Source organism: Methylobacterium sp. AC832 (genome assembly GCF_979256025.1).
Genome location: NZ_CEEDMV010000008.1, coordinates 132,104 through 158,540, shown reverse-complemented (window position 1 = coordinate 158,540; position 26,437 = coordinate 132,104). Strand labels below are relative to the sequence as shown.

The following is a 26,437-nucleotide window of genomic DNA, read 5'->3' as shown; positions in this document are numbered from 1 at the left end:
AGAGCCCTCACCAGACTCGATGCGAACTATAGTACCCTCAATCGATCTAGGCGGTTCTGTTAAACGTTCCTAACCCACAGTGGGAAATTCTTGATTGAAACTTGTTTGGTGCGCGCTGAGCAAGCTAATCAGGTATGATGACCGTCTCGATTCCAACTCTACAACTGACCGAACTGATCGTCTTCATGACGTGCGGGCTCGTGTTCGTATACGGTTGGTTTCTTCGTAGAGATGAGTTCTCATTCCTCTGCTTCGGATCGAACTATCTGATCAGCGCCGCGATAACAGTCGGCTTCGACGACTTCGGCCGCTACGGGAGTTGGCTTTCTTCGTTGGGTTGGTCGCTGACGGCTTGCATGTTCTGGGTCGGTTTTCGGGTGTTCGACGGTCGAAGACCTCTGACGCCCGTCATGGCCGTCCTGACCTTACTGCCGGCTCTCCTGCATGTCGGTCTGGTGGCGATCGGTCGGGATGCCGAGACGGTCAATACGGTGAGTACGCTGGCTTATGCGCAGCTTGAGGCCGCGATAGCCATTTACGTGCTTTCGACCTCGCGGGGATCGGCCATACGGCGCATCGCAGGCCTTGCGCAGGCTGCCATCGCCGCTGCGCTCTGCCTGCCGATCCTGCCGATCCTGCCGTTCTCGCCCAACGTCGAGCAACTGGCGGTGGTGATCATTGCGATCAACGATCATGTGACGTCGATCGTGCTCACGACAGCGATCCTCGCCCTTCAGTCCGAGAGGGCCTATGCGGCGTTGGAGCAGATTGCGAATCACGATCCCCTAACCGGCGCCTTGAACCGCAAGGGCCTCGATCGCGAACTCAAAAAAGAGCGAACGGTGGCCGGGGTGATCGTCGCCGATCTCGACCACTTCAAAGCCATCAACGATCGATTCGGCCACGCCGCCGGGGACGACGTTCTGCGCGAGTTCGTCAAATGCGCAAAGTCGGTCCTACCGGATGCGGCGATTCTCGCTCGCCTCGGCGGCGAGGAATTCGTGATCGTCCTTGAAGGGCACGATCGCCACGCGACTGTCTTCCTCGCCGAACGCCTTCGCTTCACACTTCAAGACAAGCCGATCGCATGGAACGGTCACTCGATTGCGGTCACGGTCAGCCTCGGCGTCGAGATGACGGATGACGGAGCGCAGGTCGTGGCTGCTATCGAACGAGCGGATGCAGCTTTGTACAAGGCCAAGATCAGCGGGCGGAATCGGGTCCAAGTCGTATGAGGGCGAATGCGCGGCTCGTCGCAAATGATGCCTCGGAGCGCCGAACAGCACCGTCCGATCTGGTCGAGCGTGACGATGCTTGCCGCCAGGCCTGCGAAGGCCTCGTGGATGTCGCGAAATCGTGTCCCCTCGCGCAGCTTTTGGCGGCGCAATACGAGGACCGGCTGAGGTCGGGAAGATAGGTCTGCCGTGGCCGACCCGATGACGGGGGGCTGCCGGGCGTACCCGCCAACCCAGTCATCGTCCACAAACGGGACCAACCCGAATTCGTCTGGGGACAATAGAACGTTCGGCCCGGCCTTACGAAGGCTGCTCCTCGCCGACATGCTCTTCCTCCTCGGAGAGAGCGGGAATGTCGTCGGCATCGTCTCCGACCAGTTCATCGAGTTCATCGATCAGGTCGTTCACCTGATCCTCCGTGGCGAGGATACGGAAGATCTCCCCGTCCACGGTCTCGATGGTCAGTCGATAGCCTCCCGCCGTCTCGTCGGTGAGGACGCGAGCCAGCTTTTTCGTCAGTGTCATGCGGATTTCCTATCGTCAGGCATCGGCCGACCCCTCTCGTCACACCGTTCGACGTGGCGAGGGAGGTCGTGCGAACGGGTTCGGCCGAGGGTCAGATCAGGTCGGAAAAGACGCGATGGGACCAGGCCGCGAATGAGGCGGGACGAGACGGGGCCTGCCGCATTTCGGCCCGCGCCGGTTTCGGGCGTCTCGGACCGGGCGTCGTTTTCCCCTGCCGCTGGGGCTTGGGAGGGCCGCCCACCGCGTCCCGTTCGAAGAGCAGGCAGGCTCCGTCCTCGTCCGAGATCCAGCCGCGATCCGCCCAGCCGATGAAGCGGCCGTCGTAGGCGTAGACCTTGTCATCGTGGATGAAAGCCGCGGCCTTGCCGTTCCAGAGATAGAGCGAGTGCCCGTCGTGGCAGAAAACCGCCTCGCCGCCATCTCTGTCGAAGAACTCGATCATGGACGGCTCAAACCCCAATCTGGCTGTTGTGCAGCGTGCGGAGGTCGACGTAGCTCATGGTCTCGCTGCTCCAGGTCGGTCCGTCATCGTCGTGCAGCCTCTTGGCGAGCGGCTTGTGCTTGTCGCCCTGATAGACCCCCAAGATGACGGTCTGGCCATCGGTGTCGTCGCTCTCGATCCGGTAGTGCGGCTGGACTTTCGATCCGACCCGGCTGAGGCGAACACGCAGCGTCGGGTTGCGCGTCTGGTCGGGGACCATGTTGAGGTAGACGCCTTTCAGATATTCCAGACGCTCGGCTTTCCGGCCGGCGAGATCCGCGATGGAGACGTTCTCGGCGAGCAGGTCGGGTTGGTTCATGATGGATCTACTTTCCAATTGTTGTGATGGCACGTGGCCCACCCGCAGAGACTGAATGCATCGACGCGCGATGTTCCCTGCGGGGGCGTTCGTCCTTGGGCGTGACGTGGACTTTGTTTGGCCGGCACTCGAATGTCGGCATGAGGGGCAGGGCGGCGCTGCCATCCACGCCGCGAGATTCCGCGGTGCGGGGGCTACGATATTCACACATCTCGCAGGTTGCGCAGCCCTCCTCCCCAGCGGATCTCGGGCCTGCCCGAGATCCGTCGAGCTTGTGGGGTGGAGGTGGGGCTGGTTGGGCGACCCTCAAGCTGCGGAGGCAAGCGGCGCCACCCCCAATCCTGACCTCTCCCCACAAGGCGGAGAGGGAGGCGTTTTGCCTGCACAAGTAGATGGGTGAATACCGTCTCCTTGCAGCAGAGGGAACCCGTCGCGACTATTGTCGAACCCGCTTGGATGAAGCGAACGGCGTTTGAGTCGCTGTGCGAAGCCGGTAGGCGCGTGCGGCGGCGGAAGGCCGATATCGATCTGCGTCAGTGCAAGGTCGGCGGCGGTTCGAGGAACGCGCGCATGCCGTCACCTTCCTCGGCGGCCTCGATGAATGCGTCGAGGGCATCTTCGTCGGAGGCGAAGGTGGTGGCCCAGACCGTCGACCAACCCGTCTGATCGATGACTTCGAGTGTCCACGGATCCTGCGTGCCGGCGAAGCGATAGACGTTCACGGTCACCGTGATGCCGTCCTGGGTCGCCCGTCCTGTGAGGTCCGAGAATTCCATGGCTGGCATCTCGTGGGTCATGGGGTGTTTCTCTCGAATGACGAGTTCACCGCAGGGACCCGAACGTGTCCCCATCTCATGAGCCGAAGTGACCATCCTAGCAGAGTTCTCGGCGGAACGGTCTCGTAAAGTTCACCCTTGCGGCGAGACCAGTGACGTCGACATTTCGATCGGTGACATGACTGACGATCTCTGCACCGACCCGATCCCCGGTCCCGAGCGAACACGAAAAAAGGCGGCATTCCCGATGGAATGCCGCCCCTTCAAATCGCTCCAGGGAGCGATCGACTTGGTCGCGATCGACTTAGTTGAAGGTGTCGATCTCAGCCGACTCGTAGCTGGTGACTTCCATGCCGACGCACACTTCCTGAACGATGGGGGCAGACCACGTCATGACGTTTCTCCTGGTTGGTAGTGATGAGGCTTGGTGACACGGGCCCGTGAGGGCGCCGATCCCTTAGTTGAAGGGATCGATTTCCGCCGACTCGTAGCTGGTGACTTCCATGCCGACGCAGATTTCCTGAACAACGGGGGTAGACCATGCCATGGCAGAACTCCTTCGTGTCCGACGCCCTCAACATAAGCAATGAGTTGGGCGCAATACAAGCGGGCACGAGACTTATATTTTTCATATGATGGATCGTAAGGGCTGGATTTCACCCGATAAGAGGACAACTTTCCTTCTTTAGGGAACTATGATGCAGGATTGCGCTCCGTCGGTGCGCGATCCCGGCCCCGGCGCTGCCCATTCCGAACGTAGAAACGGCGGCTCCCACGGCCGTCCCGGCCGTCCCGCCGACAGGTCTGAAAGACCGGAGGAAATTCACCTTGACGCGCCCCGTGGCGGAGCGCATGGGGGCGCCGCCGACGGCTTCCCCTCGGCGATCCGCATGTGCGCATCGCAGGTGGAAGCTTTGGAGCCCGAATTCCCCATCCATGCCCAGCGACAGTCCCGTCGATCCAGCCCGCCCGGCCGATATCGTTCTGACCGCCTGAGGCCCTGACGGGTTCACACGCGGCTCACCGCGATCCGGCCGAACACGGCCCGATCGCACTCCTCCCCCGAGGTGAGCCCATGAACCAGATCGCCCCCTTCCCGACCAAGATCGATCCCTCCGTGCTGGCCGCCCGGTTGTCGGACGAACGCGCGCCCGACATCGTCGAGGCGCTGAACGAGGAGGCACCCGAGGTCGCCGCCGCAATCCTGCTCGGGCTGCCCCATGACCGGGCGGTGGAGGTGCTCGACCAGCCGGAACTCGACCTCGCCGCCGACATCATCGAGATGCTGCCGCGCGACCGGGTCGCCTCCTACCTGTCCGGCATGTCGGCGGACCGGGTGACGGACGTGTTCCGCGAGATCGAGGAGCCGGGCCGCTCCGATCTGAGGGCGCGCCTCGATGCGGAGACGCGCGGCACGATCGACCGGCTCAGCGCCTATGGCGAGGAGAGCGTGGGCTCGCTGATGACCACGGAATTCGTCACCGTGCCGGGCAACTGGACGGTGCAGCAGACCCTCGACCATGTCCGTACCGTCGAGAAGACCCGCGAGACGATCTACGCGATCTTCGTCCTCGACCCGCGCACCCAGGCGCTGACGAAGGCCGTGCCCCTGCGCCGGCTGATCTCCGGCAATCCCGACGACAACGTCCTCAGCGTCGCCGCCGGCCGGCGGCCGCTCGCCGTCTCGCCCACCGCCAGCCGCGAGGAGGCGGCGCGGCTGATCTCGAAATACGATCTGCTGGCCCTACCGGTGGTGGATGCGGTGGGCCACCTCATCGGCATCGTCACGGTGGACGACATGATCGACGCCATGGTCGAGAAGCAGACGCAGGACGTGCAGCGCTTCGGCGGCATGGAGGCCCTGCCCGAGCCCTATATGGATATCGGCTTCGGCACGATGATCCGGAAGCGCGCCGGCTGGCTCTGCGCCCTGTTCCTCGGCGAGATGATGACCGCCACGGCGATGCAGGGGTTCGAGGGGCAGCTGGAGAAGGCCATCGTCCTCACCCTGTTCATCCCGCTCATCATGAGTTCGGGCGGCAATTCGGGCAGTCAAGCAACCTCGCTCCTCATCCGCGCTCTGGCGCTCCACGAGGTCCGCCTGCGCGACTGGTGGCGGGTGGCCCTGCGGGAAGTGCCCACCGGGTTGCTGCTGGGCGCCATCCTGGGGACGATCGGTGTCATTCGCATCGTCGTCTGGCAGAAGGCGGGGCTCTACGATTACGGCGAGCATTGGATGCTGGTGGCGGCGACGGTGGGGGCCGCCCTGGTCGGCATCGTCACCTTCGGTTCGCTGACGGGATCGATGCTGCCCTTCGTGCTCCAGCGCCTCGGCTTCGATCCGGCGACGGCCTCGGCGCCCTTCGTGGCGACGCTCGTCGATGTCACCGGCCTCGTCATCTACTTCTCGGTGGCGATGCTGATCCTGCGCGGCACGCTGCTCTGACCCTCATCGATCCTCCCGGGCGGAGCGCGCCCGGGAGGAGACGACGCCTCAGGCCGGAACGCGGCCGTCGGGGGTGTAGCGGTCGACGGCCTGCGGCAATTCCCGCGACAGGCGGGACAGCAATTCCTCGCGGGACAGACCGGTCTGCTGGGCGAGGGTCGCCAGGATGTCCGGGCCGATGGCCTTTTCGAGGTTCTGGGGGGCGATTTCCTGGTTCGGACCCTGGTTGACCCAGGAGGACGCCGTCTCGCCGTGGCCGTTCTGGGTGAAGCGCTCGACGAGTTCGTTCAAGCCACCGCCGAGGAGGCCGCCCGCGCCGGCACCTCCGAGGGCGCTTCCCAACTGGCCGAGGATGCCGCCGAGCCCGCTTTGATTGAGGCCGCTCTGGCCATCGGTGACGGCGCCCGGCGTGCCCGGAGCCGTGCTCTTGTTCGACGTGCCGCCCAGGAACTCGGCGATCTTGTCCCTGTTCTGGTAGCCCGCCACGGCGAGCAGACCCAGCAAGGCGGTCATGGACGGATATCCGCGGCTCATGCGCTGTCTCCCTTGAGGTTCGCCGCCGGCTGATCGGCGAGACGACGCTCATCAACGTGCATGTGGCGCTTACCGATGCATCGCGCCGCCGGAACGGGCACAATCATGGATCAATGGCGCGCTGCACATAAAACTTCTCCGCCCGGCGGTTGTCCGCCGCGACCCGCGCATTACGTCGCAAGCGAAGCTGTTCGGTGAGGGAACCAGAGCACCGCGGACAGCCTTCTCACCGCAGGCGGGTGCGACTCCGCCGCGAGGTTTCCCAATGAGCGAGATGGCGGTCTGATGCGGCGCACACACGACATGAACTTCGGTGCCGCCATCGCGGCGGACGGCGTGCGCTTCGCCCTCTGGGCACCCACGGCCAAGGACGTCGCCCTCGTGGTCGACGGGGCCGAGCATCCCATCCCCGAGGCCGGCGAAGGCTGGCGCCGCACCACCGTGCCGAATGTCCGCGCCGGCGCCCGCTACGGTTTCCGCATCGACGGCGACCTCGTCGTGCCGGATCCCGCCTCGCGCTTTCAGCCCGACGACGTGTCGGGTCTCAGCGAGGTGATCGATCCGAAGGCGTTCGACTGGAGCGACGGCGAATGGACGGGCCGCCCCTGGGAAGAGGCCGTCCTCTACGAGCTGCATGTGGGCACCGCCACGCCGGAAGGGACCTATGCTGCCCTGGAGGCCAAGCTCGAAGACCTGACCCATCTCGGGGTCACCGCCATCGAGCTACTGCCGCTCGCCGATTTCAAGGGCACCCGGAACTGGGGTTATGACGGCGTGCTGCCCTACGCTCCGGACGCCGTCTACGGACGCCCGGACGAGCTCAAACACCTGATCGACAAGGCCCATTCGCTCGGGCTGATGGTGTTCCTCGACGCGGTCTACAACCATTTCGGCCCGGCCGGGAATTACCTCCACGCCTATGCCAAGACCTTCTTCACCGAGCGTCATCAGACGCCCTGGGGCGCCGGCATCAACTTCGACGGCGAGACCAGCGGTAAGGTCGTGCGCGACTACTTCATCGAGAACGCGCTCTACTGGCTGGAAGAATACCATTTCGACGGCATCCGCTTCGATGCGGTCCACGCCATTCTGGACGATTCGCCCAAGCACTTCATCGGCGAGCTCGCCGAGACGATCCGCGCGCGCCTGCCCGGCCGGCACATCCATCTCGTCCTCGAGAACGAGGCCAACCAGGCCCGCTGGCTCGAACGCGACGATCAGGCCCAGCCGCTCCAGCACACGGCGCAATGGGCCGACGACCTCCACCATTGCTGGCATGTGCTGCTGACCGGCGAGGATGCGGGCTATTATGTCAGCTTCGCCGACAAGCCGGTGGATCATCTCGCCCGCTGCCTCGCGGAAGGCTTCGCCTATCAGGGCGAGCCGTTCCCGAGCCTCGACAATCATCCGCGCGGCGAGCCCTCTTCCCATCTGCCGCCATCGGCCTTCGTCACCTTCCTCCAGAATCACGATCAGGTGGGAAACCGTGCCCTCGGTGAGCGTCTGAGCGCGCTGAGCGACCCAGACAAGCTCAGCCTCGCCCGCGCCGGCTTCCTTCTCGCTCCGCAGATCCCGATGCTGTGGATGGGCGAGGAATGGTCGGCCACGACGCCGTTCCTGTTCTTCGTCGATTTCGCGCCGGACGAAGAGCTCAACAAGGCCGTGCGCGAGGGGCGCCGTCGCGAGTTCAAGAGCTTCGCCGCCTTCGCGGACGACACGTCGGTCATCCCCGATCCCACGGCGGAACAGACCTTCCTCGATTCGAAGCTCGACTGGTCCGAGCCGGAGCGGCAGCCCCATCGCGGTGTCTGGGCCGACACCCGCAACCTGCTGCAGATCCGGCACCAATCCGTCGTGCCCCTGACGAAGACGCAATATCTCGGGGCCGACGTGACCCGGCCTTCCCCGGATTCCCTCGACGTGACGTGGCGCTATGCGGGGGGCACCCTGCGCTTCGTCGCCAATTTCGGCGCGGATCCCCTCGCCGTCGATTCCCATGGAGGTCAGGTGATCTGGTCGAACGGTCATACGGGCAGCGAGATCGAGCTTCCCACCTGGACGGGTATCGTGCTGACGGGAGCCGCCCGATGAGCCGCGATCTCGAACGCCTGGCCGACCTCCTCGGCATCGCATCCGGCTATACCGACGCGTTCGGCCAGCCCGTGGCGACCGATATCGAAACTCGGCGCGGCATGGTCGCCGCCCTGGGCTTCCCGGCGAGCAACGACGACGAGATCGCGAGCAGCCTCGCGGAGGTCGAATCCGTCCGGCTCGGGCTCGTCCCGTCTCTGAACCCGGTCGAAGCGCGGCGTGCCTCCACGATCCCGCTTCAGGCCGCGGAGGCGCACGGCGCTGTTTCGTGGCGCCTCGTCGACGAGCGCGGCCTCGCGCGGGAGGGGAGGGCGTCGATCACGGGCGCTGGTGAACCCCGTATTGAGTTGCCGCCCCTGACGCCGGGCTACCACCGGCTGACCGTAGCGCTCGGCGAGCGGAAATCGGAAGCCTGGGTCATCTCCGCGCCACAGCGTTGCTGGCGCCCTGCCGCCTATGCCGACGAGGGCGCGCGGGATTGGGGCCTCGCCGCGCAGCTCTATGGCCTGCGCTCGCCGCACAACCTCGGCATCGGCAGCTACGCCGATGCGGGCCGCGCCGCGCGCGATGCCGGCATTCGCGGTGCCTCGTTCCTGGGCCTGAGCCCGGTCCATGCGCTGTTCGAATCGGATCGCAGCAAGATCTCGCCCTATTCGCCGTCCTCGCGCCTGTTCTTGGAGACCCTGTTCATCGAACCCGGCGCATTGCCCGGTTTCACCAATTCGCGTGCCGCCGCGCTACTGGCCGACAAGGCCACCGACATCGCCGGCCTTCAGGCCGCGACCCTGGTGGACCATCCCGGCATTTGGGGCGTTCTGTCCCCCGTGCTGGAGGCGTTCTGGCAGGAATCCCCGGCTCGTGCGGGGCAGGACCCCGCCTTCTCGGCCTTCCGCGAGGAGGGCGGGGCGGATCTCGAAGCGCACGGGACGTTCGAGGCCTTGTCCGCCCATTACAAGGCGCTTGGCGCCTATTGGTCCGGCGACTGGCCGGAGGAGATGCGCCGCGCCGGGACACCGGCGGTGGAGGCGTTCGCGATGGCCCATGCCGAGGCCGTCACCTACCATATCTGGCTGCAATACCTCGCCGATCGCCAATTGGCCGATGCGTCGAAGGCCGCCCTCGAAAGCGGGATGCGGCTCGGCCTCTACCGTGACCTCGCCGTCGGCGCCGACCGCGGCGGGTCGGAAGTCTGGTCGCATCCTGAGCGCTTCGCCAATGGCGTCTCCATCGGAGCGCCGCCCGATCTGCTGGCGCCCAAGGGCCAGGATTGGGGCCTGCCGGCGTTCCACCCCCTCGAAATGGAGCGCAACGGGCTGGCGGCGTTCCGCGCCCTGGTCCAGGCGAACATGCGCCATGCCGGTGCGATCCGCATCGACCACGCGTTCCAGCTCGCCCGGCTCTTCCTCATCCCGATCACCGGATCGGCGAAGGACGGGGCCTATGTCGCCATGCCGTTCGAGCCGATGCTCGCGGTGCTGCGGCTGGAGAGCCACCGGGCCAAGTGCCTCGTCATCGCCGAGGATCTCGGCACCGCGCCGGAGGGCTTCTCCGACGCGTTGATGCAGGCCGGCATCCTGAGCTACCGCATCCTCGCCTTCGAGCGCGAGCATGGCGGCCGGTTCAAGGGACCCGGCGCCTATCCGCGCGACGCGTTGACGGCGATTACCACGCATGACCTGCCGACCTTCGTCGGCTGGTGGCGTGGCGTCGATACCGACACTCGCCAGGCGCTGGGCCTCTACGACGCCGAGCGGGCGGAAGCGGAGCGGCGCGAGCGCGTCACCGAGCGCGCCCGTCTCACCGAGGCTTTGGCCTCCGAGCAATTGCTGCCGAGCTACGACGTGCCCGAGACGGCGCCGTTCGAAGCGGCGGCGCGCTACCTCGCACGGGCGCCCTCGATGCTGACGGCGGTGCAGTACGAGGACGTCATCTCGGAACTGAGCCAGGCCAACGTGCCGGGCTCGACGGAGGGCTATCCGAACTGGCGGCGCAAGCTCGACCGCAGCCTGGAGGCCATCGCGGCGCCGGGCGGTCCGCTGGCAAAGCTCGCCGCCGCGCTGTCGGCCGAGGAACGCGGCCCCCGTTCGGGAGCGGCGCGTCTCGCCTCGCCGCCGCCGCGCGCCACCTACCGGCTGCAATTCCACAAGGACTTCACCTTCGCCGATGCCGAGCGGATCGTGCCGTATCTGGCCAAACTCGGCATCAGCCACGTCTATGCTTCGCCGATCCAGAAGGCGCGGCCCGGCTCGACCCATGGCTACGACATCGTCGACCATTCGACGATCAATCCGGAACTCGGCGGCGAGGAGGGCTTCGTCCGCTTCTCCGACGTGATGCAGCGGCATGGCCTGAAGCTGCTCCTCGACATCGTGCCCAACCATATGGGCGTCGGCGGGGCCGATAATCCGTGGTGGCTCTCCGTCCTCGAATGGGGCGATCTCTCGCCGCTCTCACATGCCTTCGACATCGACTGGCAGCGACAGGGCGCCCGCAACAACCTCGTCATCCCGTTCCTGGGCGACCGTTACGGCGAGGCCCTCGAACACGGCACGCTCGACCTGAAATACGACGCCGCCGCCGGCGCCTTCAGCGTCTGGCACTACGAGCATCAATTCCCGATCTGCCCGCTGCAATATCCGTCGATCCTCAACCGCGCCCTGGCGGCGCATGGCGAGATCGGCGACGATGCGGCGGCCGAGGTGCTGGCCGTCTCCGAGCGGCTGCGGCTGATGAGCGAAGAGACGAATGCGGAGCGCCGCCGGGGCTTCCCGGAGGAGGCCGACGGCCTCAAGCGCCGGCTCGCCGACGCGGTGGAGGCCTCGCCCGCCATCGCCAAGGCCATCGACCGCACGCTGACCCTGCTCAACGGTTTCGAGGGGAGGCCCGACAGTTTCGGGCCGCTCCACCGGCTCCTCGAGCAGCAATCCTACCGTCTCGCCCATTGGCGCGTGGCGGCGAGCGACATCAACTACCGTCGCTTCTTCGACGTGAACGGCCTCGCGGGCCTGCGCGTGGAGAAATCCGACATCTTTCACCGCTCGCACGAGACGGTGTTCCGCCTCATCTCCGAGGGGCGGATCGACGGGCTGCGGATCGACCATATCGACGGTCTCGCCGACCCGCAGGGGTATGCGCGCGCTCTGCAGAGCGCGGTCGGCCCCGGCTTCTACGTCGTGGTCGAGAAGATCCTCGAACCCGGCGAGAAGCTGCGACCCTGGCCCGTCGCCGGAACCACCGGCTACGACGTGCTGAACCAGCTCGACGGTATCCTGGTGGATCAGGAGAAGCACACCAGGATTACCCGGTTCTATCGCTGGGCCACCGGCATGGACGAGCCCTACAAGGCACAGCTCCGGGCGGCCAAGGCCGAGATCCTCGAGATCAGCTTCGCCAGCGAGCTCGAAGTGCTCACCGCCGACCTGAAGCGGATCGCCGACGCCGACCGGCGCACGCGCGATTTCTCGGTGAACGCCATCCGCCGCGCGCTGATCGAGATCATCGCGCGCTTTCCCACCTACCGCTCCTATCTGCCGGGCGATCTCGACGAGAGCGACGTCGAGGGCGAGGATATCCGCCTGATCGAGGGCGCGGTGGCCAAGGCCAAGCGCTGGAGCGCCCTGCCGGACAGGTCGGTCCACGATTTCGCCTCACAGGCTCTGCTGGGGCGCGTCGATTCCGGCGGGCCGGGGCGGCCCGATCCCGCCGTCATCCTGCGGTTCCGTCGCCGGTTCCAGCAGCTGACCGGGCCGGTCATGGCGAAAAGCCTGGAAGACACGCTGTTCTACCGGTTCTCCGAGTTGCTCGCCCTCAATGAGGTCGGCGGCGATCCGGGCGAATACGGGATCGATCTGGAGCATTTCCACGCGCTCCAGGCGGCGCGGGCCCGCGACTGGCCGAACGCCATGATCACCACGGCCACCCACGACACCAAGCGCGGCGAGGATGCGCGCTCGCGCCTCCTCGCCTTGTCGGAGATCCCGGAAGTTTGGGCCGAGGCCTGGACCATCCTCGGCCAATCGGCCCGCACGCATCTCACCGCCATGGAGGAGGGCCCTGCGCCCGACGCCAACGACCAGTGGATGTTCCTGCAGGCCATCCTGGGCGCCTGGCCGCTCGAATTGCTGGAGCGGGACGACGAGGCCGCCATCGCGGAGTTCCGCGAACGTCTCGACGCGTACTCTGAAAAGGCCCTTCGCGAGGGCAAGCGCCGGTCGAGCTGGGTCAATGTGGACGAGCAGTACGAGGCGGCGGTCAAGCGGTTCTTCGCCGGCCTGATCGCGCCGGGCGCGAAGTTCATGACGCTCATACGTCCGATCGCGCGCCGGCTCGCCCATCTCGGCATGATCGCCGGCCTCGGCCGGACGGTGCTGAAGACCACGCTTCCGGGCTTGCCCGACGTGTACCAGGGGACGGAATTCTGGGACTTCTCCTTCGTGGACCCGGATAACCGCCGCCCCGTGGATTACACGGCCCGTGCCGAAGCCCTGAACGGCAGCGCCGACATCGCCGGCTTGCTCGATCACTGGCCGGATGGGCGGGTCAAGCAGGCGACGCTCGCGCGCCTCCTTGCCGACCGTGCGGAGCGACCCAGCTTCTACGCGGACGCCGATCATCTGGCGGTGACCGCAGAAGGCCGGTTGAGTGCCCATGTCATCGCATTCACACGGTCGGATGCCACAAGCGGGGAGGGCGACCTCCTCGTCGCCGTGCCGCGACTCGTCTCCGGCCTCGTCGGAGATGCGGCATGGTCGGGCGAGGCCTTCTCCGGCACCACCTTGCCGGTGCCGGCGGAGAGCCGCTGGGTCGACCTGATGTCGGGGGCCGGGGTGCAGCCGGAGGGAACATCGGTCGATCTCGGCCGGTTGTTCGCGCGTTTGCCCTACGCAGTCCTGAAGCGGACTGCCTGAGCCCGAGTTCGGGACGGCAGCCGAACCCTGAAGGGCGGTCCTCGACGGGGACCGCCCATCCCCACCTCACCCGCCGCCGCGCGGGAGGCTCCTGCGGGAGACGGGGACACGCTAGTCAAATGAACGGAGTACGCATGAACGCGCCGAGCCCAGCCAAGATCTCCGCCGCGCGGACCGAAGCCGGAACCGTGGCGCTGCCTGCGGGTCTCGCCCCCCGGGCCGAGGGGCCGCGCATCTACAACCTGTTCCCCCTCCTCGTCGGGAAGGTCTCGGCCTGGACGGCGGAGCTTCCCCGCATCGCCGGGATGGGGTTCGACTGGATCTACCTCAATCCGTTCCACCAGACCGGCGGCTCGCGCAGCCTCTACGCGGTCTCCGACCCGGAAAAGCTCGACGAGCGGTTCCGCGACGATGACGGCACCTCGGACGACGAGCAGATCCGCCGCTTCTGCGCCGCCGCCACCTCGCACGGCATCCGGGTGATGACCGACCTCGTCATCAATCACACCGCCAAGGACGGCCCCCTGGCGCGGGAGCGGCCGGACCTGTTCCTTCGCGACGAGGCCGGCAACATCGAGAGCCCCGCCGCGGTCGACCCGGACGATCCGTCGATCCGCACGGTCTGGGGCGACCTCGCCGAGCTGAACTATCATTCGGCCGGTGCGCGCGAGGAGCTGACCCGGCTCTGGGCCGGCTACATCAATCGGATGCAGGATCTCGGCGTCGGCGGGTTCCGCTGCGACGCCGCCTACAAGGTGCCGCCGGACGTCTGGCGCTCGCTCATCGGCGCCGCCAAGGCGCTGGAGCCCGATTGCCTGTTCGCCGCCGAGACCCTGGGCTGCACCTTCGAGGAGGCCCAGGCCACGGCCGGCGCCGGCTTCGACTACCTGTTCAATTCCTTCGCCTGGTGGGACCTGAAGGCGCCGTGGGCGCTCGAACAATACGACCGCCTGCGCGTGATCGCCCCCTCCATCGCCTTCCCCGAGAACCACGACATGCCCCGCCTCGCGGGCGGGCTTTCCGGCGGGCCGGACGCCATCGCGCGTCGGCTCAAGGCGCGCTACGCCCTGGCCGCGTTCTTCTCGGCCGGCGTGCTCCTGCCCATTGGCTACGAATGGGGCTACCGCCGTGCCCTGCATGTGGTCGAGACCAATCCCGATTCGCGCGAAACCGACACCGGCATCGACATTTCCGGCTATGTCACGGCGATCAACGCCCTGAAGGCCAGCCTCGCTTCCGCCAATGTCGAGGGCGCGCAGTCGCGGATCTCGGCGCCGGATGCGGCCTATGTGGCGCTGCTGAAATTCGACACCGGACACGGCGCTTCGGCACGCCACGCCACCCTCGTCCTGTTCAATCCCGGCCCCGTGGCGGTGGCGGTGGATGCCGGGCCGCTGGTGGCCCGGACGGGCGGCATGCTCGACCGGTTCAAAGATGTCACCCCCGAGGCGGAGCCGATCGAGTTCCTTCCCGGCACTAGCCTCGATCTCGCGCCCGGCGAGATCCGCATCCTCGCCGCCGAGCGGCGGGTGGTGGCAAAGCCCCCCGCTCCCTCCACGCCGTCGGGCGAAGGTCGCGTCGTCATCGAGGCGGTCTCGCCCGAGATCGACGGGGGCCGTTCCCCGGTCAAGCGCGTGGTCGGCGAGCAGGTGGCGGTCTCCGCCGACATCTTCAGCGACGGTCACGAGATCATCGACGCCGCGATCCTGTCGCGCGTCGTCGGCGAGGAGGAGTGGCGCCGAGACCGCATGGTGTTCGTGGACAACGACCGCTGGAGCGGCTCCTTCCCCCTCGAACACAATGCCCGCTACGAATTCACTATCGAGGCTTGGCGCGACGCCTTCTCGTCCTGGATCCGCGACACGCTGAAGAAGCGAGATGCGGGCGTGGACGTGCGCCTCGAGACCATCGAGGGCGTCAGCTTCGTACAGGGGGCGGCGGACCTCGCCACCGGGCCGGACCAGGCCCGGCTCCAGGCCATCGTCTCGGCCCTGGGAGCGGAGAAAACCGGATCGGCAGCGCAGCTCGATCTCATCCTCGCCCCCGAGACTGCGTCCCTGATCCGCAAGCATGCGGACCGGGTCAACCGTTCGCGCTACCCGGTGAACGTGCCGGTGATCGCCGACCGCCTCGCGGCCCGGTTCTCGGCCTGGTACGAGATCTTCCCGCGCTCGCAATCCATGGACGTCAAACGCCACGGCACGTTCGACGACGTGATCCGGCGTCTGCCCGAGATCCGGGAACTCGGCTTCGACGTGCTCTACTTCACGCCCATCCACCCGATCGGCAAGACCAACCGCAAGGGCAAGAACAACACCCTCACGGCGCTCGAAGGCGATGTCGGCTCGGTCTATGCGGTCGGTTCGGAGGCGGGCGGGCACGAGGCGGTGCATCCCGAACTCGGCACCCTCGACGATTTCCGCCGGCTGGTCGCCGCGAGCCACGCCTACGGCATGGAGATCGCGCTCGATTTCGCGATCCAGTGCTCGCCCGACCACCCGTGGATCAAGAACCACCCAGAATGGTTCGAGTGGCGCCCCGACGGCACTCTGAAATTCGCCGAGAACCCGCCGAAGAAGTACGAGGACATCTCCAACGTCCACTTCTACGGCGGCGCGCTGCCCTCGCTCTGGATCGAACTGCGCGACATCGTCATGGGCTGGGCCGAACTCGGCGCCCGCATCTTCCGCGTCGACAACCCCCACACCAAGCCGATCCCGTTCTGGGAATGGATGATCGCCGAGGTGAATGCCCGCTATCCCGACGTGATTTTCCTCGCCGAGGCCTTCACCCGGCCGAAGATGATGAAAAAGCTCGCCAAGGCCGGCTACCAGCAGAGCTACACCTACTTCACCTGGCGCAACACGAAGCAGGAGCTCATCGACTACTCGACCGAGCTCGCCGGCGAGATGGGCGAATATTACCGGCCGAACTTCTTCGCCAACACGCCGGACATCAATCCGGTCTACCTCCAGACCAGCGGCCGCGCCGGATTCATCGTGCGGGCGACCCTGGCGGCGACGCTGTCCTCGGTCTACGGCATCTATAACGGCTTCGAGATGTGCGAGGCCGCGCCGTATCCCGGCAAGGAAGAATATCTCAATTCAGAGAAGTACGAGCTGAAGGCCTGGGATTACCATGCGCCGGGCAACATCCGCGCGCACATCATCAAGCTCAACCGCATCCGGCAGGAGAACCCGGCGCTCTGGGACTTCCGCAACATCACCTTCACGGCGGCCTATAACGACCAGATCGTCGCCTACGCCAAGGCGACGCCCGAGGGCGACAATTGCATTTTCGTGATGGTTAATCTCGATCCGAAGAACCGTCAGGAATGCACCTACGAGGTACCGCTCTGGCTCCTCGGAGAGCCCGACCACGGCGCCGTCGAGGTGGAGGACCTGCTGCTCGGCTACAAGTTCGAGCTGCGCGGCAAGTCCCACCGCATCGCCCTCGATCCGGCGGAGCGGTCCGTCATCGTCTGGCGGCTGCGCGCGCCCCAGCGGGTTGCGGAGTAGCCGCCCGCGTGTCAGCACAAAACTTCGAGTTTTCAGCCGTCCGTCGCGTTGTCGCCCAGAAGCTGGTGCCAAAGCTGCGGCCGACGCGGCCAAGCCCTTCGTTTCGGCGAAGGGCGCGCGCCGCGAAGCCGAACACGCCCTTGAACCCGACGCATGAGGCAACGACGCGATGATCGATCGTAGCGATCCGCAATGGTACCGTGACGCCATCATCTACCAGATCCACGTCAAGTCGTTCTTCGACTCGAACAACGATGGGATCGGCGATTTCGAGGGCCTGACGCAGAAACTGGATTACGTGCGGGACCTCGGCGTCACCGCCATCTGGCTGATGCCGTTCTATCCGTCGCCCCTGCGCGACGACGGATACGATATCGGCGATTACCGCGACGTGAATCCGTCCTACGGGACGATGGAGGAGTTCCGGAAGTTCGTGGAGGCCGCGCATGACCGTGGCCTGCGCGTCATCACCGAGCTCGTCATCAACCACACCTCGGACCAGCATCCCTGGTTCCAGCGCGCCCGCGAGGCGCCGGCCGGCAGCCCTGAGCGCGATTTCTACGTCTGGTCGGACACCGACACGCCGTATTCCGACACGCGCATCATCTTCCTCGACACCGAGACCTCGAACTGGACCTGGGACCCGGTCGCCAAGCAGTATTTCTGGCACCGGTTCTACAGCCACCAGCCGGATCTCAACTTCGACAACCCCGCCGTGCTGGAGGGCGTGATCGAGGTCATGCGCTACTGGCTCGACATGGGCGTCGACGGCCTGCGGCTCGACGCGATCCCCTACCTGATCGAGCGCGACGGCACGAATTGCGAGAACCTGCCGGAGACCCACACGGTCATCAAGGCGATCCGCGCCGCCCTCGACGCGAGCTATCCCGACCGCATGCTGCTGGCGGAAGCCAATCAGTGGCCGGAGGAAACCGCGCAGTATTTCGGCGACGGCGACGAATGCCACATGGCGTTCCACTTCCCGCTGATGCCGCGCATGTACATGGCGATCGCCCGCGAGGACCGGCACCCAATCACCGACATCATGCGCCAGACCCCGGAAATCCCCGAGGGATGTCAGTGGGCCATCTTCCTGCGCAACCATGACGAGCTCACCCTCGAAATGGTCACGGCGGAGGAGCGCGATTACCTCTGGTCGTTCTATGCCGCCGAGCGCCGCGCCCGCATCAATCTCGGCATCCGCCGCCGTCTGGCTCCGCTGCTGGAGAACGACCGCCGCAAGATCGAGCTGATGAAGTCCCTTGTCCTGTCGATGCCCGGCACGCCGGTGCTCTACTACGGCGACGAGATCGGCATGGGCGACAACATCTATCTCGGTGACCGCGACGGCGTGCGCACCCCGATGCAATGGTCCCCGGACCGCAACGGCGGCTTCTCACGCGCCAATCCGGCCAAGCTTTTCCTGCCCTCGGTGCAGGACCCGATCTACGGCTTCGATGCGATCAACGTCGAGGCGCAGACCCAGTCGCAGACGAGCCTGCTGAACTGGACGCGCCGCATGATCGCGATCCGCAACAACTCGGTCGCCCTCGGGCGCGGCGGTATGCAGTTCCTGTATCCGACCAACCGCAAGGTGCTGGCCTGGATCCGCGAGTTCGAGGGGGAGCGCGTCCTCTGCGTCGCCAACCTGTCCCGCGCGCCGCAGGCCGTGCAGCTGGACCTGTCCGAGTTCCGTAGCGCCGTGCCGATCGAGTTGACCGGCGGTTCGGAATTCCCGGCCATCGGCGAGTTGCCCTACCTGCTGACCCTGCCATCCTACGGGTTTTACTGGTTCTCGCTGAACGCGGCGAATGCCGGGGAAATCGGCCCGCAGCCGGAGACACCGGAGCTCTTCACCCTGGTCCTCACCGGCGGTGTCGAGACCCTCATGGCCGGTCGCGAGCGGACCGCCTTCGAACGCACCGTGGCCCCGCGCTTCATCGGCACCCGCCGTTGGTTCGGCGCCAAGGGAACCCGCATCAAGTCGGTCTCGGTGATCGACAGCGCCACCCTCAAGGATGCCGGCGGGTTCACCCGCTTCCTGCTGCCGCGCGTGGCGGTGCATCTCGCCAATGGCGAGCGCCAGGATTACTTCGTGCCCCTCGGGGTCGATGAAGGCCGCGAGGACGAGACGCTGCTGTCGCACGCGGTCGCCCGCGTTCGCCGCGGACCGCGCACGGGCCTGCTGTTCGGGGCTTCCGCCTCTCCTGCTTTCTCGGTCGCCCTGATCGACGGCATGCGCAACGGCGTCGAGTTGCCGACGGAGACCGGCAAGCTCGTCTTCTCCCATACCTCGGCCTTCGATCGCGATATCGCCGTGGATCTGGCGGAAGTCCGCAGCCTGAATGCGGAGCAGAGCAACACCTCGATCGCCATCGGCTCGAAGATGATGCTCAAGCTCCTGCGCCGCATGCAGACGGGGGTGCATCCCGAGATCGAGGTCGGCCGGTTCCTCACCGAGCAGGCGGGCTTCGCCAACACTCCGGCCCTGCTCGGCGTCGTCGAGCACGTGGACGGGGACGGGACACGGACGGCGCTCGCCGTGCTCCAGGCCTTCGTGCCGAACCAGGGCGATGCCTGGACCCTCATGCTGGAGGGCTTACGCCGCGACTTCGATACCGTCGTGCTCGCTCCCGAGAGCGAGGCGCCGGAGCCCACCGAAGCCTTCGCCCCGCATCTGCGATGGGCCGAACTCCTCGGCCGCCGCACCGCCGAGCTCCACAACGCTTTCGCCATCGAGACCGACGACCCGGCTTTCGCGCCCGAGCCGTTCACGCATGACGACCTGCGCGACCTCGGAGAGGATGCACGCCGGATGGGCGAGAGGGCCTTCCGTGCCCTCGACGCCCTGGCGGGCCGCACCTCCAGCACGGCGATCACCGAGCTGGCCGGTCGCCGCCGCGAAGTCGAGCTGTTGATCGAGGACATGACGTCGCGTCCGCCGGTTGGGGCAACGAAGACCCGGATCCACGGGGACTTCCACCTCGGCCAGGTTCTCGCCTCCGAGAGCGACCTCATCATCATCGACTTCGAGGGTGAGCCCGCTCGCCCGGCCGATGAGCGCCGCGCCAAGTCGACGCCGCTGCGCGACGTCGCCGGGATGCTGCGCTCCTTCGCCTATGGGGCCGAGACCGTCACCCGCGAGATCGCGGCGCGGTTCGCGGATTCGGAAGACCGGGCTCGCAACGCGTCCATCGCCTGGCGTGGCATGATCGATGCCGCGTTCCTCGATGCCTACCGCGGCGTGGCCTCGACCAGCCGTGCGGCAGTGACCGACCCGGAGACCGAGACGCGGCTGCTCGCGCTCTCGCTCCTGGCGAAGGCGCTCTACGAGGTCGATTACGAGGCCAATAACCGGCCGGATTGGATCGAAATCCCAGCCCGTGGGGTTCTCACAATTCTGGACGACACCAAGAGAGGCGTTTGAATGACGGATATCGACGAGAGCCTGGCGAAGACGTCCGAGCAGGAGCGGAAGCGGTCCGAACGGATCGCGGCCCGCTCGGCCGCGTCGGGGAGTCCCCGCCAGGCCGATGCCGATACGTCGACCGTTCAGGGCGTCCATCCGGACGCGGTCGCCGCTGTGATGAGGGCGGATCACGGCGATCCGTTCTCGGTGCTCGGCCCTCACCAGATCGGCCCCGGCCTCTGGGAGGTGCGCGTCATCCTGCCGGAGGCGAAGTCGGCTTCCCTTCTCACCGCCGGCAAGCGCATCCCGTTCGAGCGGCGTCATCAGGACGGATTCTACGTCGCCCGGGTCGAGAGCCAGGGACGGCCGCTCTATGAGCTGGCCGTGGAAGGCTGGGACGGTACCGAGCGTCCCCGCCACGACCCCTACAGCTTCGGCTCATCGCTGCATCAGCAGGATATCGACAACCTGCGCGAGATCGGCAGCGACGTGACCTATCGGGTGCTCGGCGCCCAATCCATGGAGCTCGATGGCATCGCCGGGTTCCGCTTCGCGGTCTGGGCGCCGAATGCCCGCCGGGTGAGCATCGTCGGCGATTTCAACGAGTGGGATGGCCGACGCCACCCGATGCGGCTCTGGCAGAATGGCGGCATCTGGGAATTGTTCGTCCCGGGTCTCGCCGCAGGAGCCCATTACAAGTTCGAGATCCGCGGACCCGACGGTTCGCTCCTGCCGCTGAAGGCCGATCCCGTCGCCTTCGCGGCGCAGAAGCCGCCGGAGACTGCTTCCGTGCTCCAGGGCACGAACGCACCCGTCTGGAGCGACGACAAGTGGATGGCGACGCGGGGCGAGAAGGATCCGCGCCACACCGCCATCTCGATCTACGAAGTCCATCTCGGCTCCTGGGCACGCGTCGCCGAGGAAGGAAACCGTTACCTGACCTACAAGGAGTTGGGCGAGCGCCTGATCCCTTACGTCAAGGAAATGGGCTTCACCCATATCGAGATGCTGCCGATCACGGAGTATCCGTTCGACGGATCATGGGGCTACCAGCCGGTCTCGCTCTTCGCGCCGACGAGCCGCTTCGGCACGCCGGACGATTTCGCGGCCTTCGTCGATGTGGCCCACGAGGCCGGCATCGGCGTGATGCTGGACTGGGTGCCGGGGCACTTCCCCCTCGACGCGCATGGTCTCGGCCAGTTCGACGGGACGCATCTCTACGAACATGCCGACCCGCGCCAGGGCTTCCACCAGGATTGGGGCACCTACATCTACAATTTCGGCCGCACGGAAGTGTCGAGCTTCCTGGCCGCCAATGCCCGGTTCTGGCTCGAGCATTACCATCTCGACGGCCTGCGCGTGGATGCCGTTGCCTCCATGCTCTACCTCGACTATTCGCGCCGGCAGGGCGAGTGGATCCCCAACCAATACGGCGGCAACGAGAATCTCGACGCCATCAACTTCCTGCGCAAGACCAACGAGGCGACCTATAGCCACGCGCCGGGCACGATGACGATCGCCGAGGAATCCACCTCCTGGCCGGGCGTGTCACACCCGACCTATACGGGCGGTCTCGGCTTCGGCTTCAAGTGGAACATGGGGTGGATGCACGACACCCTGGAATTCATGTCGAAGCAGACCATCCATCGCCGCTATCACCACCATGACCTGACCTTCGGCCTGCTCTACGCCTTCTCCGAGAACTTCATCCTGCCGCTCTCACACGATGAGGTTGTTCACGGGAAAGGCTCGCTGCTGGACAAGATGCCGGGCGACCGCTGGCAGAAATTCGCGAATCTGCGCGCCTATTTCGGCTACATGTGGGGCCATCCGGGCAAGAAGCTGCTCTTCATGGGCGGCGAGTTCGGCCAGCAGAAAGAGTGGAACCACAACCAGAGCCTCGACTGGCACCTGCTCGACGATCCTCTGCATCGCGGCGTGAAGGATCTCGTCCGCGACCTGAACCACCTCTACACCTCCACCCCCGCCCTGCATGTGAGGGATTGCGAGGCCGCCGGCTTCCAGTGGCTGGTCTCCGACGACCAGGACAACAGCGTCATTGCCTGGGCCCGCAAGGGCAAGTCACCGGGGGAGGTCGCGGTGGTGGTCTCCAACTTCACGCCGATTCCGCGTGAGGGATACCGGATCGGCGTACCGGAGGCGGGGTTCTATCGCGAGGCGATCAACTCGGATTCCGAGCGCTACGGCGGTTCGAATGTCGGCAACATGGGCGGTATCCAGGCGGAAGCCGTGGAGAGCCACGGCCAGCCCTATTCGCTGGTGCTCTCGGCGCCGCCGCTCGGGACGATCATCTTCGTGCTCGAGGGCTGAGATCGCCTCGTGTTTTAAAGATGCCATGAGTAAGGGCGCCGGTTCGATGAACCGGCGCCCTTTTGTGTTGGAGGCTGTTCGATCGGATTGCTCAGCAGATGCTGAGGGGAAAGTCGATCATCCAAACCGACCACCTCATCTTGAGGCGCCGGAGCGTAGCGGAGGCCTTGAGGGAGCCCTCCAGAGACCGAAGCGATCCCTGGAGGGCTCCTTCGAGGCCGCTGCGCGGCACCTCAGGATGAGGTAAAGCTTTGGAAAACAATGCAAATCGGCTGTTCGGACGCTAAGATCGGTCGGAGACCGACTCTCAGACAGTCTGGGCGCGGAGACCGCCGCCATTCCCCAAAGCCCGGGCGTAGAGCGCCGAGTAATCCATGGCGGCGCCGTCCCAGGTGAAGGAGCGGGACATGGCGCGGCGGCGCATGGCGTTGAGGCGCTTCTTCTCGCCGAACGTGTCGAGGGCGCGGCGGACCGCGCCGAGGAAACCCGTCTGTGACGCTTCACCGAAGGTGAAGCCGGTCACGCCGTCCTCCACCGTGTCGGCGAGGCCGCCGGTGCGGCGCACGATCGGCAGCGAGCCGAAACGCTGGGCGTACATCTGTGCGAGTCCGCAGGGCTCGAAACGCGAGGGCATCAGCAGGAAGTCGCTTCCGGCGAACATCCGCCGCGCTTCCTTCTCCTCGAACCCCACATGGACCCCGACGGCATCCGGATGGCGGCGGGCGAGATCGCTGAGCGCGGTCTCGAAGCGGCGCTCACCCTCGCCGATGACGACGATCTGACCGCCCTCGGCCACGATGGTCTCGGCTGCGCTGAGGCTGAGGTCGATGCCCTTCTGGTGGACGAGGCGCGAGACGATGGCGAAGAGCGGGCCGCGCGATACGGCGAGGCCGAACTTACGGCGCACCGTCTCGGCATTGGCGCGCTTGCCCTTCCAGTCGTCCGCCTCGAACCGAGTGGCGAGGTGGGGATCGGTGCGCGGGTCCCAACTCTCGTCGATCCCGTTGAGGATGCCGGCCAGCCGCCCCTGGGCGGCGCGCGTGCGCAGCAATCCGTCGAGGCCGCAGCCGGATTCCGGCATCATGATCTCGCGGGCATAAGTCTCGCTCACCGTGGTGACGTGCGAGGCGTAGTAGATGCCGGCCTTGAGGAAGGAGAGATGCCCGTAGAACTCGCAGCCATCCATCTGGAAGGCCCCGTCCGGGATGCCGAGGCGACCGAGGGAATCGCTCGGGAACAGGCCCTGATAGGCGAGATTGTGGATCGTCAGCACGCTGGGGACGCGCTGCCCGGTCCATTCGAGATAGGCGGGGGCGAGCGCCGTCTGCCAGTCGTTGAGGTGAAGCAGGTCGGCCGACCAGGACGGGTCGACCCCGCCGGTGAGTTCCGCCGCCGCGAGGCTGAGACGCGCGAAGCGAAGGTCGTTGTCGCGAAAATCCCCCTGCGCGTCGCCATAGGGCGTCCCGTCGCGCTGGTAGAGGTCCGCGCTGAGGATGACGTAGACTTTGAGCCCGTCCCCGGTTTCGATGAGGCCGAGATCGCAGGGCGGTATGCCGGCATGGCCGCGCAGATGGGCGACGACGGGGATGTGGTCGAACCGGTCCACCACCTGGCGATAGCCGGGAATGAGCACGCGGACGTCGTAATGGCGGCGGAGCGACCGGGGCAGGGCGCCGGCGACTTCGCCCAGACCGCCGGTCTTCACAAAATCCGACATTTCCGGGGTTGCGTAGAGGATGCGCGGCTGGAGCGAGAGGCTCCGGATCACCTCGGCATCGGCCGCGCCGGAGGCGAAAATCGGCGAGGCGAGGTCGGCACTGGAGGTGGTCGTCGCCGGCATATGATGGAGACCTCTAGGGCAGATCGTGCTCTTCGCGATGCACAACTCAAGCCACTGGGTCGGTTAATACTACGTTCAGTTTGCTGCGGCGCGGGGAAAATGTCGCGCCGCGATAGTTTTTTCCGCCTCCCTCAGCGTGCGAGGCTTCAATCCGGGTGTTTGAGCAGGATCACGCCCTCGTTTCCAGCCATGTCGAGCACCTCCGAGGCGCCGATATCGGCCCGCCCGGGATGGGTGGAGAGGAGAACGCTCCAGCCTGATTCGCCCACTAGCGGGAACCGGACCGGTGACGCCGAGAAGTTCAGCACGATCCGCACGGTCTCGCCGGCCTCCATCCTCTCATAGGCCAGGACGTGTTCGAGCCCGTCCGTATCGAGCCGGCGGTAGCTTCCCACCGCCAAAGCCGGATAGGCGCGGCGGAGATGCAGGAGCCGCCGGTAAAGGGTGAGGATCGAAGTGGAATCGTCCCGCAACGCCTCCACGTGCCGCCTGTCCCGGTCAGCGCTCAGGGGAAGCCAGGGTTCGGCCTCGCTGAAACCAGCATGTTCGGTGTCGTCCCACTGCATCGGGGTCCGTTCCGGGTCGCGGCCATGGCCCGGTTCGTTGAAGCCCCAGGGGTCGCGCATCCGCTCCGGCGGGATCTCCACATGGGCGAGGCCGATCTCGTCGCCGTAATAGACCGTGGGCGTGCCGCGTAAGGTGAGGAGGAGGATCGCCGCGATCCGCGCCTGCGCCTCGCCGATCCGCGCGGCGATGCGGGGCTGGTCGTGGTTGCCCAGCACCCAGTTCGGCCATCCGCCCGGGGGCAGCGCCTCCTCGTACTCGTCCACCAGGGCCGCCACGGCATCGGCCTGCCACGGGGTCTGGATGAGCTGGAAGTTGAAGGGCAGATCGACGCCGGTCAGACCGGGGCCGTAATAGGCCACCAGCCGCTCGATCGGCAGGTAGATCTCGCCGATCAGCACCCGGTCGTCGTAACCGTCCAGCACGCGGCGCATGCCGGCGATGATGTCGAACACTTCCGGGCGGTCGGCGGAATAGACCTGATCGAACCGGTTGATCTCCGGCTGTTCGGGGTGGAAGGCCGGGTTCGCGGGATTGTCGCGAAAACCCTCGTCCTTCATCAGGTGCCAGATCACGTCGACGCGGAACCCGTCGATCCCCCGGTCGAGCCAGAAGCGCAGCACGTCGTGCATCGCTTCCCGCACCGCCGGATTGCGCCAGTTCAGGTCCGGCTGCTCGGCCAGGAAGGCGTGGTAATAATACTGGCCGCTCGCCTCGTCGAAGGTCCAGGCCGGGCCGCCGAAATTGCTCAGCCAATTGTTGGGCGGTCCGCCATCCGGCGCGGGATCGCGCCAGATGTACCAGTCCCGGCGGGGATTCTCGCGCGACGCGCGGCTCTCCGTGAACCAGGGATGCGCGATGGAGGAATGGTTCGGCACGAAATCGAGGATGACCTTGAGCCGCCGGGCATGGGCCTGGGCGACCAGCTCGTCCAGATCGGCGAGGCTGCCGAAGAGCGGGTCGACGCCGCAATAATCGGCGACGTCGTAGCCGTAATCGGCCATGGGCGACGGATAGATCGGTGAGATCCAGACGGCGTCGACGCCGAGCCAAGCGAGGTAATCGAGGCGGCGCGTGATGCCGGCGAGATCGCCGACACCGTCGCCGTTGGTGTCCTGGAACGAGCGCGGATAGACCTGATAGACGGTCCCCCGCTTCCACCAGACGGCTTTCGCCAGATCCGGAAAAGTCGTCTCGCCTGACGTCATCCGTCCCCCGGTCTGACCCGATTCACGCCCCGATGGCGGCAACAGCCTAGCCTGCGCGGGCGCGTCAAGCGACCCCACCGTGGCTGTGTCCGCCTCATGGCGCGCCAGCGCTCATCTGCCGCATTCATGAAACCTTCAGCGCGAAATGGTCTCATTCCCGCGCTGTTTCGATGTGAGGTTGGCGAATCGCGAGGATCGGGCGCGGGCAGCGGGACCGCTTGGTCCCATGGGCCGACCTCATCGATATCGCCAT

The 26,437-nt window shown here is 66.2% G+C and carries 16 protein-coding genes; 7 read left to right on the top strand and 9 right to left on the bottom strand.

Going from position 1 to position 26,437, the window contains the following annotated elements; translation table 11 throughout:
- Positions 1 to 134: 134 nt before the first annotated feature.
- Complete coding sequence (locus AC0IXR_RS21670) at positions 135 to 1,235, top strand: GGDEF domain-containing protein (protein ID WP_471762130.1); 1,101 nt, start codon at positions 135 to 137, stop codon at positions 1,233 to 1,235.
- Between the two features lie 300 nt (positions 1,236 to 1,535).
- On the opposite strand, the gene AC0IXR_RS21665 is transcribed toward AC0IXR_RS21670, so the two are convergent.
- The 6 genes from AC0IXR_RS21665 to pqqA (AC0IXR_RS21640) form a co-directional block, all read right to left on the bottom strand.
- Complete coding sequence (locus tag AC0IXR_RS21665; protein WP_471762129.1) at positions 1,536 to 1,760, bottom strand: hypothetical protein; 225 nt, start codon at positions 1,758 to 1,760, stop codon at positions 1,536 to 1,538.
- Positions 1,761 to 1,851: 91 nt separating this feature from the next.
- On the bottom strand, positions 1,852 to 2,202 hold the full coding sequence (locus AC0IXR_RS21660) for a 4-fold beta flower protein (RefSeq protein ID WP_471762128.1): 351 nt from the start codon (positions 2,200 to 2,202) through the stop codon (positions 1,852 to 1,854).
- 7 nt (positions 2,203 to 2,209) lie between these two features.
- Positions 2,210 to 2,560, bottom strand: a complete 351-nt coding sequence (locus AC0IXR_RS21655; RefSeq protein WP_056429271.1) for a hypothetical protein — start codon at positions 2,558 to 2,560, stop codon at positions 2,210 to 2,212.
- 533 nt (positions 2,561 to 3,093) lie between these two features.
- Positions 3,094 to 3,357, bottom strand: coding sequence for a hypothetical protein (locus tag AC0IXR_RS21650; RefSeq protein ID WP_420604685.1), 264 nt, complete (start codon positions 3,355 to 3,357; stop codon positions 3,094 to 3,096).
- A gap of 283 nt (positions 3,358 to 3,640) precedes the next feature.
- Positions 3,641 to 3,730 carry a pyrroloquinoline quinone precursor peptide PqqA gene (pqqA, locus tag AC0IXR_RS21645; protein ID WP_018042171.1) on the bottom strand — a complete coding sequence of 30 codons (90 nt, stop codon included), beginning with the start codon at positions 3,728 to 3,730 and terminating at the stop codon, positions 3,641 to 3,643.
- A 63-nt stretch (positions 3,731 to 3,793) separates the two neighbouring features.
- On the bottom strand, positions 3,794 to 3,883 hold the full coding sequence (gene pqqA, locus AC0IXR_RS21640) for a pyrroloquinoline quinone precursor peptide PqqA (RefSeq protein ID WP_056429267.1): 90 nt from the start codon (positions 3,881 to 3,883) through the stop codon (positions 3,794 to 3,796).
- Positions 3,884 to 4,411: 528 nt separating this feature from the next.
- Between pqqA (AC0IXR_RS21640) and mgtE the strand changes: the two genes are divergently transcribed.
- Complete coding sequence (gene mgtE / locus AC0IXR_RS21635; RefSeq protein WP_471762127.1) at positions 4,412 to 5,782, top strand: magnesium transporter; 1,371 nt, start codon at positions 4,412 to 4,414, stop codon at positions 5,780 to 5,782.
- Between the two features lie 48 nt (positions 5,783 to 5,830).
- On the opposite strand, the gene AC0IXR_RS21630 is transcribed toward mgtE, so the two are convergent.
- Complete coding sequence (locus AC0IXR_RS21630) at positions 5,831 to 6,316, bottom strand: YidB family protein (RefSeq protein WP_207411644.1); 486 nt, start codon at positions 6,314 to 6,316, stop codon at positions 5,831 to 5,833.
- A 285-nt stretch (positions 6,317 to 6,601) separates the two neighbouring features.
- Between AC0IXR_RS21630 and treZ the strand changes: the two genes are divergently transcribed.
- The 5 genes from treZ to glgB all read left to right on the top strand — a co-directional run bounded on the left by treZ (position 6,602) and on the right by glgB (position 22,572).
- A complete protein-coding gene (treZ, locus tag AC0IXR_RS21625; protein WP_471762126.1) occupies positions 6,602 to 8,407 on the top strand; it encodes a malto-oligosyltrehalose trehalohydrolase in 1,806 nt (601 codons plus the stop codon).
- Positions 8,404 to 13,314 (top strand): malto-oligosyltrehalose synthase, encoded by a 4,911-nt coding sequence (locus AC0IXR_RS21620; RefSeq protein ID WP_471762124.1) that lies wholly within the window; start codon positions 8,404 to 8,406, stop codon positions 13,312 to 13,314. The genes treZ and AC0IXR_RS21620 overlap by 4 nt, the downstream gene beginning before the upstream one ends.
- Before the next feature lie 134 nt (positions 13,315 to 13,448).
- Positions 13,449 to 16,832, top strand: coding sequence for a maltotransferase domain-containing protein (locus AC0IXR_RS21615; protein WP_471762123.1), 3,384 nt, complete (start codon positions 13,449 to 13,451; stop codon positions 16,830 to 16,832).
- Between the two features lie 169 nt (positions 16,833 to 17,001).
- Positions 17,002 to 20,259, top strand: a complete 3,258-nt coding sequence (treS, locus tag AC0IXR_RS21610) for a maltose alpha-D-glucosyltransferase (RefSeq protein ID WP_471762121.1) — start codon at positions 17,002 to 17,004, stop codon at positions 20,257 to 20,259.
- Positions 20,260 to 22,572 (top strand): 1,4-alpha-glucan branching protein GlgB, encoded by a 2,313-nt coding sequence (glgB, locus tag AC0IXR_RS21605; RefSeq protein ID WP_471762120.1) that lies wholly within the window; start codon positions 20,260 to 20,262, stop codon positions 22,570 to 22,572. It abuts the gene before it with no gap.
- 307 nt (positions 22,573 to 22,879) lie between these two features.
- On the opposite strand, the gene glgA is transcribed toward glgB, so the two are convergent.
- The gene (gene glgA, locus AC0IXR_RS21600; protein ID WP_471762118.1) at positions 22,880 to 24,412 is read right to left on the bottom strand and encodes a glycogen synthase GlgA; all 1,533 of its coding nucleotides are present in this window, start codon (positions 24,410 to 24,412) and stop codon (positions 22,880 to 22,882) included.
- A gap of 146 nt (positions 24,413 to 24,558) precedes the next feature.
- Positions 24,559 to 26,184: an alpha-amylase family glycosyl hydrolase gene (locus AC0IXR_RS21595; protein ID WP_471762117.1), complete on the bottom strand. Its 1,626-nt coding sequence runs from the start codon at positions 26,182 to 26,184 to the stop codon at positions 24,559 to 24,561.
- Positions 26,185 to 26,437 lie beyond the last annotated feature (253 nt).

Coding starts and splice junctions, on each gene's coding strand:
- AC0IXR_RS21650 (WP_420604685.1), bottom strand. CDS start 3,357: ATGACCCACGAGATGCCAGCCATGGAATTCTCGGACCTCACAGGACGG.
- glgB (WP_471762120.1), top strand. CDS start 20,260: ATGACGGATATCGACGAGAGCCTGGCGAAGACGTCCGAGCAGGAGCGG.
- AC0IXR_RS21630 (WP_207411644.1), bottom strand. CDS start 6,316: ATGAGCCGCGGATATCCGTCCATGACCGCCTTGCTGGGTCTGCTCGCC.
- AC0IXR_RS21595 (WP_471762117.1), bottom strand. CDS start 26,184: ATGACGTCAGGCGAGACGACTTTTCCGGATCTGGCGAAAGCCGTCTGG.
- AC0IXR_RS21620 (WP_471762124.1), top strand. CDS start 8,404: ATGAGCCGCGATCTCGAACGCCTGGCCGACCTCCTCGGCATCGCATCC.
- mgtE (WP_471762127.1), top strand. CDS start 4,412: ATGAACCAGATCGCCCCCTTCCCGACCAAGATCGATCCCTCCGTGCTG.
- treS (WP_471762121.1), top strand. CDS start 17,002: ATGATCGATCGTAGCGATCCGCAATGGTACCGTGACGCCATCATCTAC.
- AC0IXR_RS21655 (WP_056429271.1), bottom strand. CDS start 2,560: ATGAACCAACCCGACCTGCTCGCCGAGAACGTCTCCATCGCGGATCTC.
- AC0IXR_RS21665 (WP_471762129.1), bottom strand. CDS start 1,760: ATGACACTGACGAAAAAGCTGGCTCGCGTCCTCACCGACGAGACGGCG.
- AC0IXR_RS21615 (WP_471762123.1), top strand. CDS start 13,449: ATGAACGCGCCGAGCCCAGCCAAGATCTCCGCCGCGCGGACCGAAGCC.
- glgA (WP_471762118.1), bottom strand. CDS start 24,412: ATGCCGGCGACGACCACCTCCAGTGCCGACCTCGCCTCGCCGATTTTC.
- AC0IXR_RS21660 (WP_471762128.1), bottom strand. CDS start 2,202: ATGATCGAGTTCTTCGACAGAGATGGCGGCGAGGCGGTTTTCTGCCAC.
- AC0IXR_RS21670 (WP_471762130.1), top strand. CDS start 135: ATGATGACCGTCTCGATTCCAACTCTACAACTGACCGAACTGATCGTC.
- pqqA (WP_056429267.1), bottom strand. CDS start 3,883: ATGGCATGGTCTACCCCCGTTGTTCAGGAAATCTGCGTCGGCATGGAA.
- pqqA (WP_018042171.1), bottom strand. CDS start 3,730: ATGACGTGGTCTGCCCCCATCGTTCAGGAAGTGTGCGTCGGCATGGAA.
- treZ (WP_471762126.1), top strand. CDS start 6,602: ATGCGGCGCACACACGACATGAACTTCGGTGCCGCCATCGCGGCGGAC.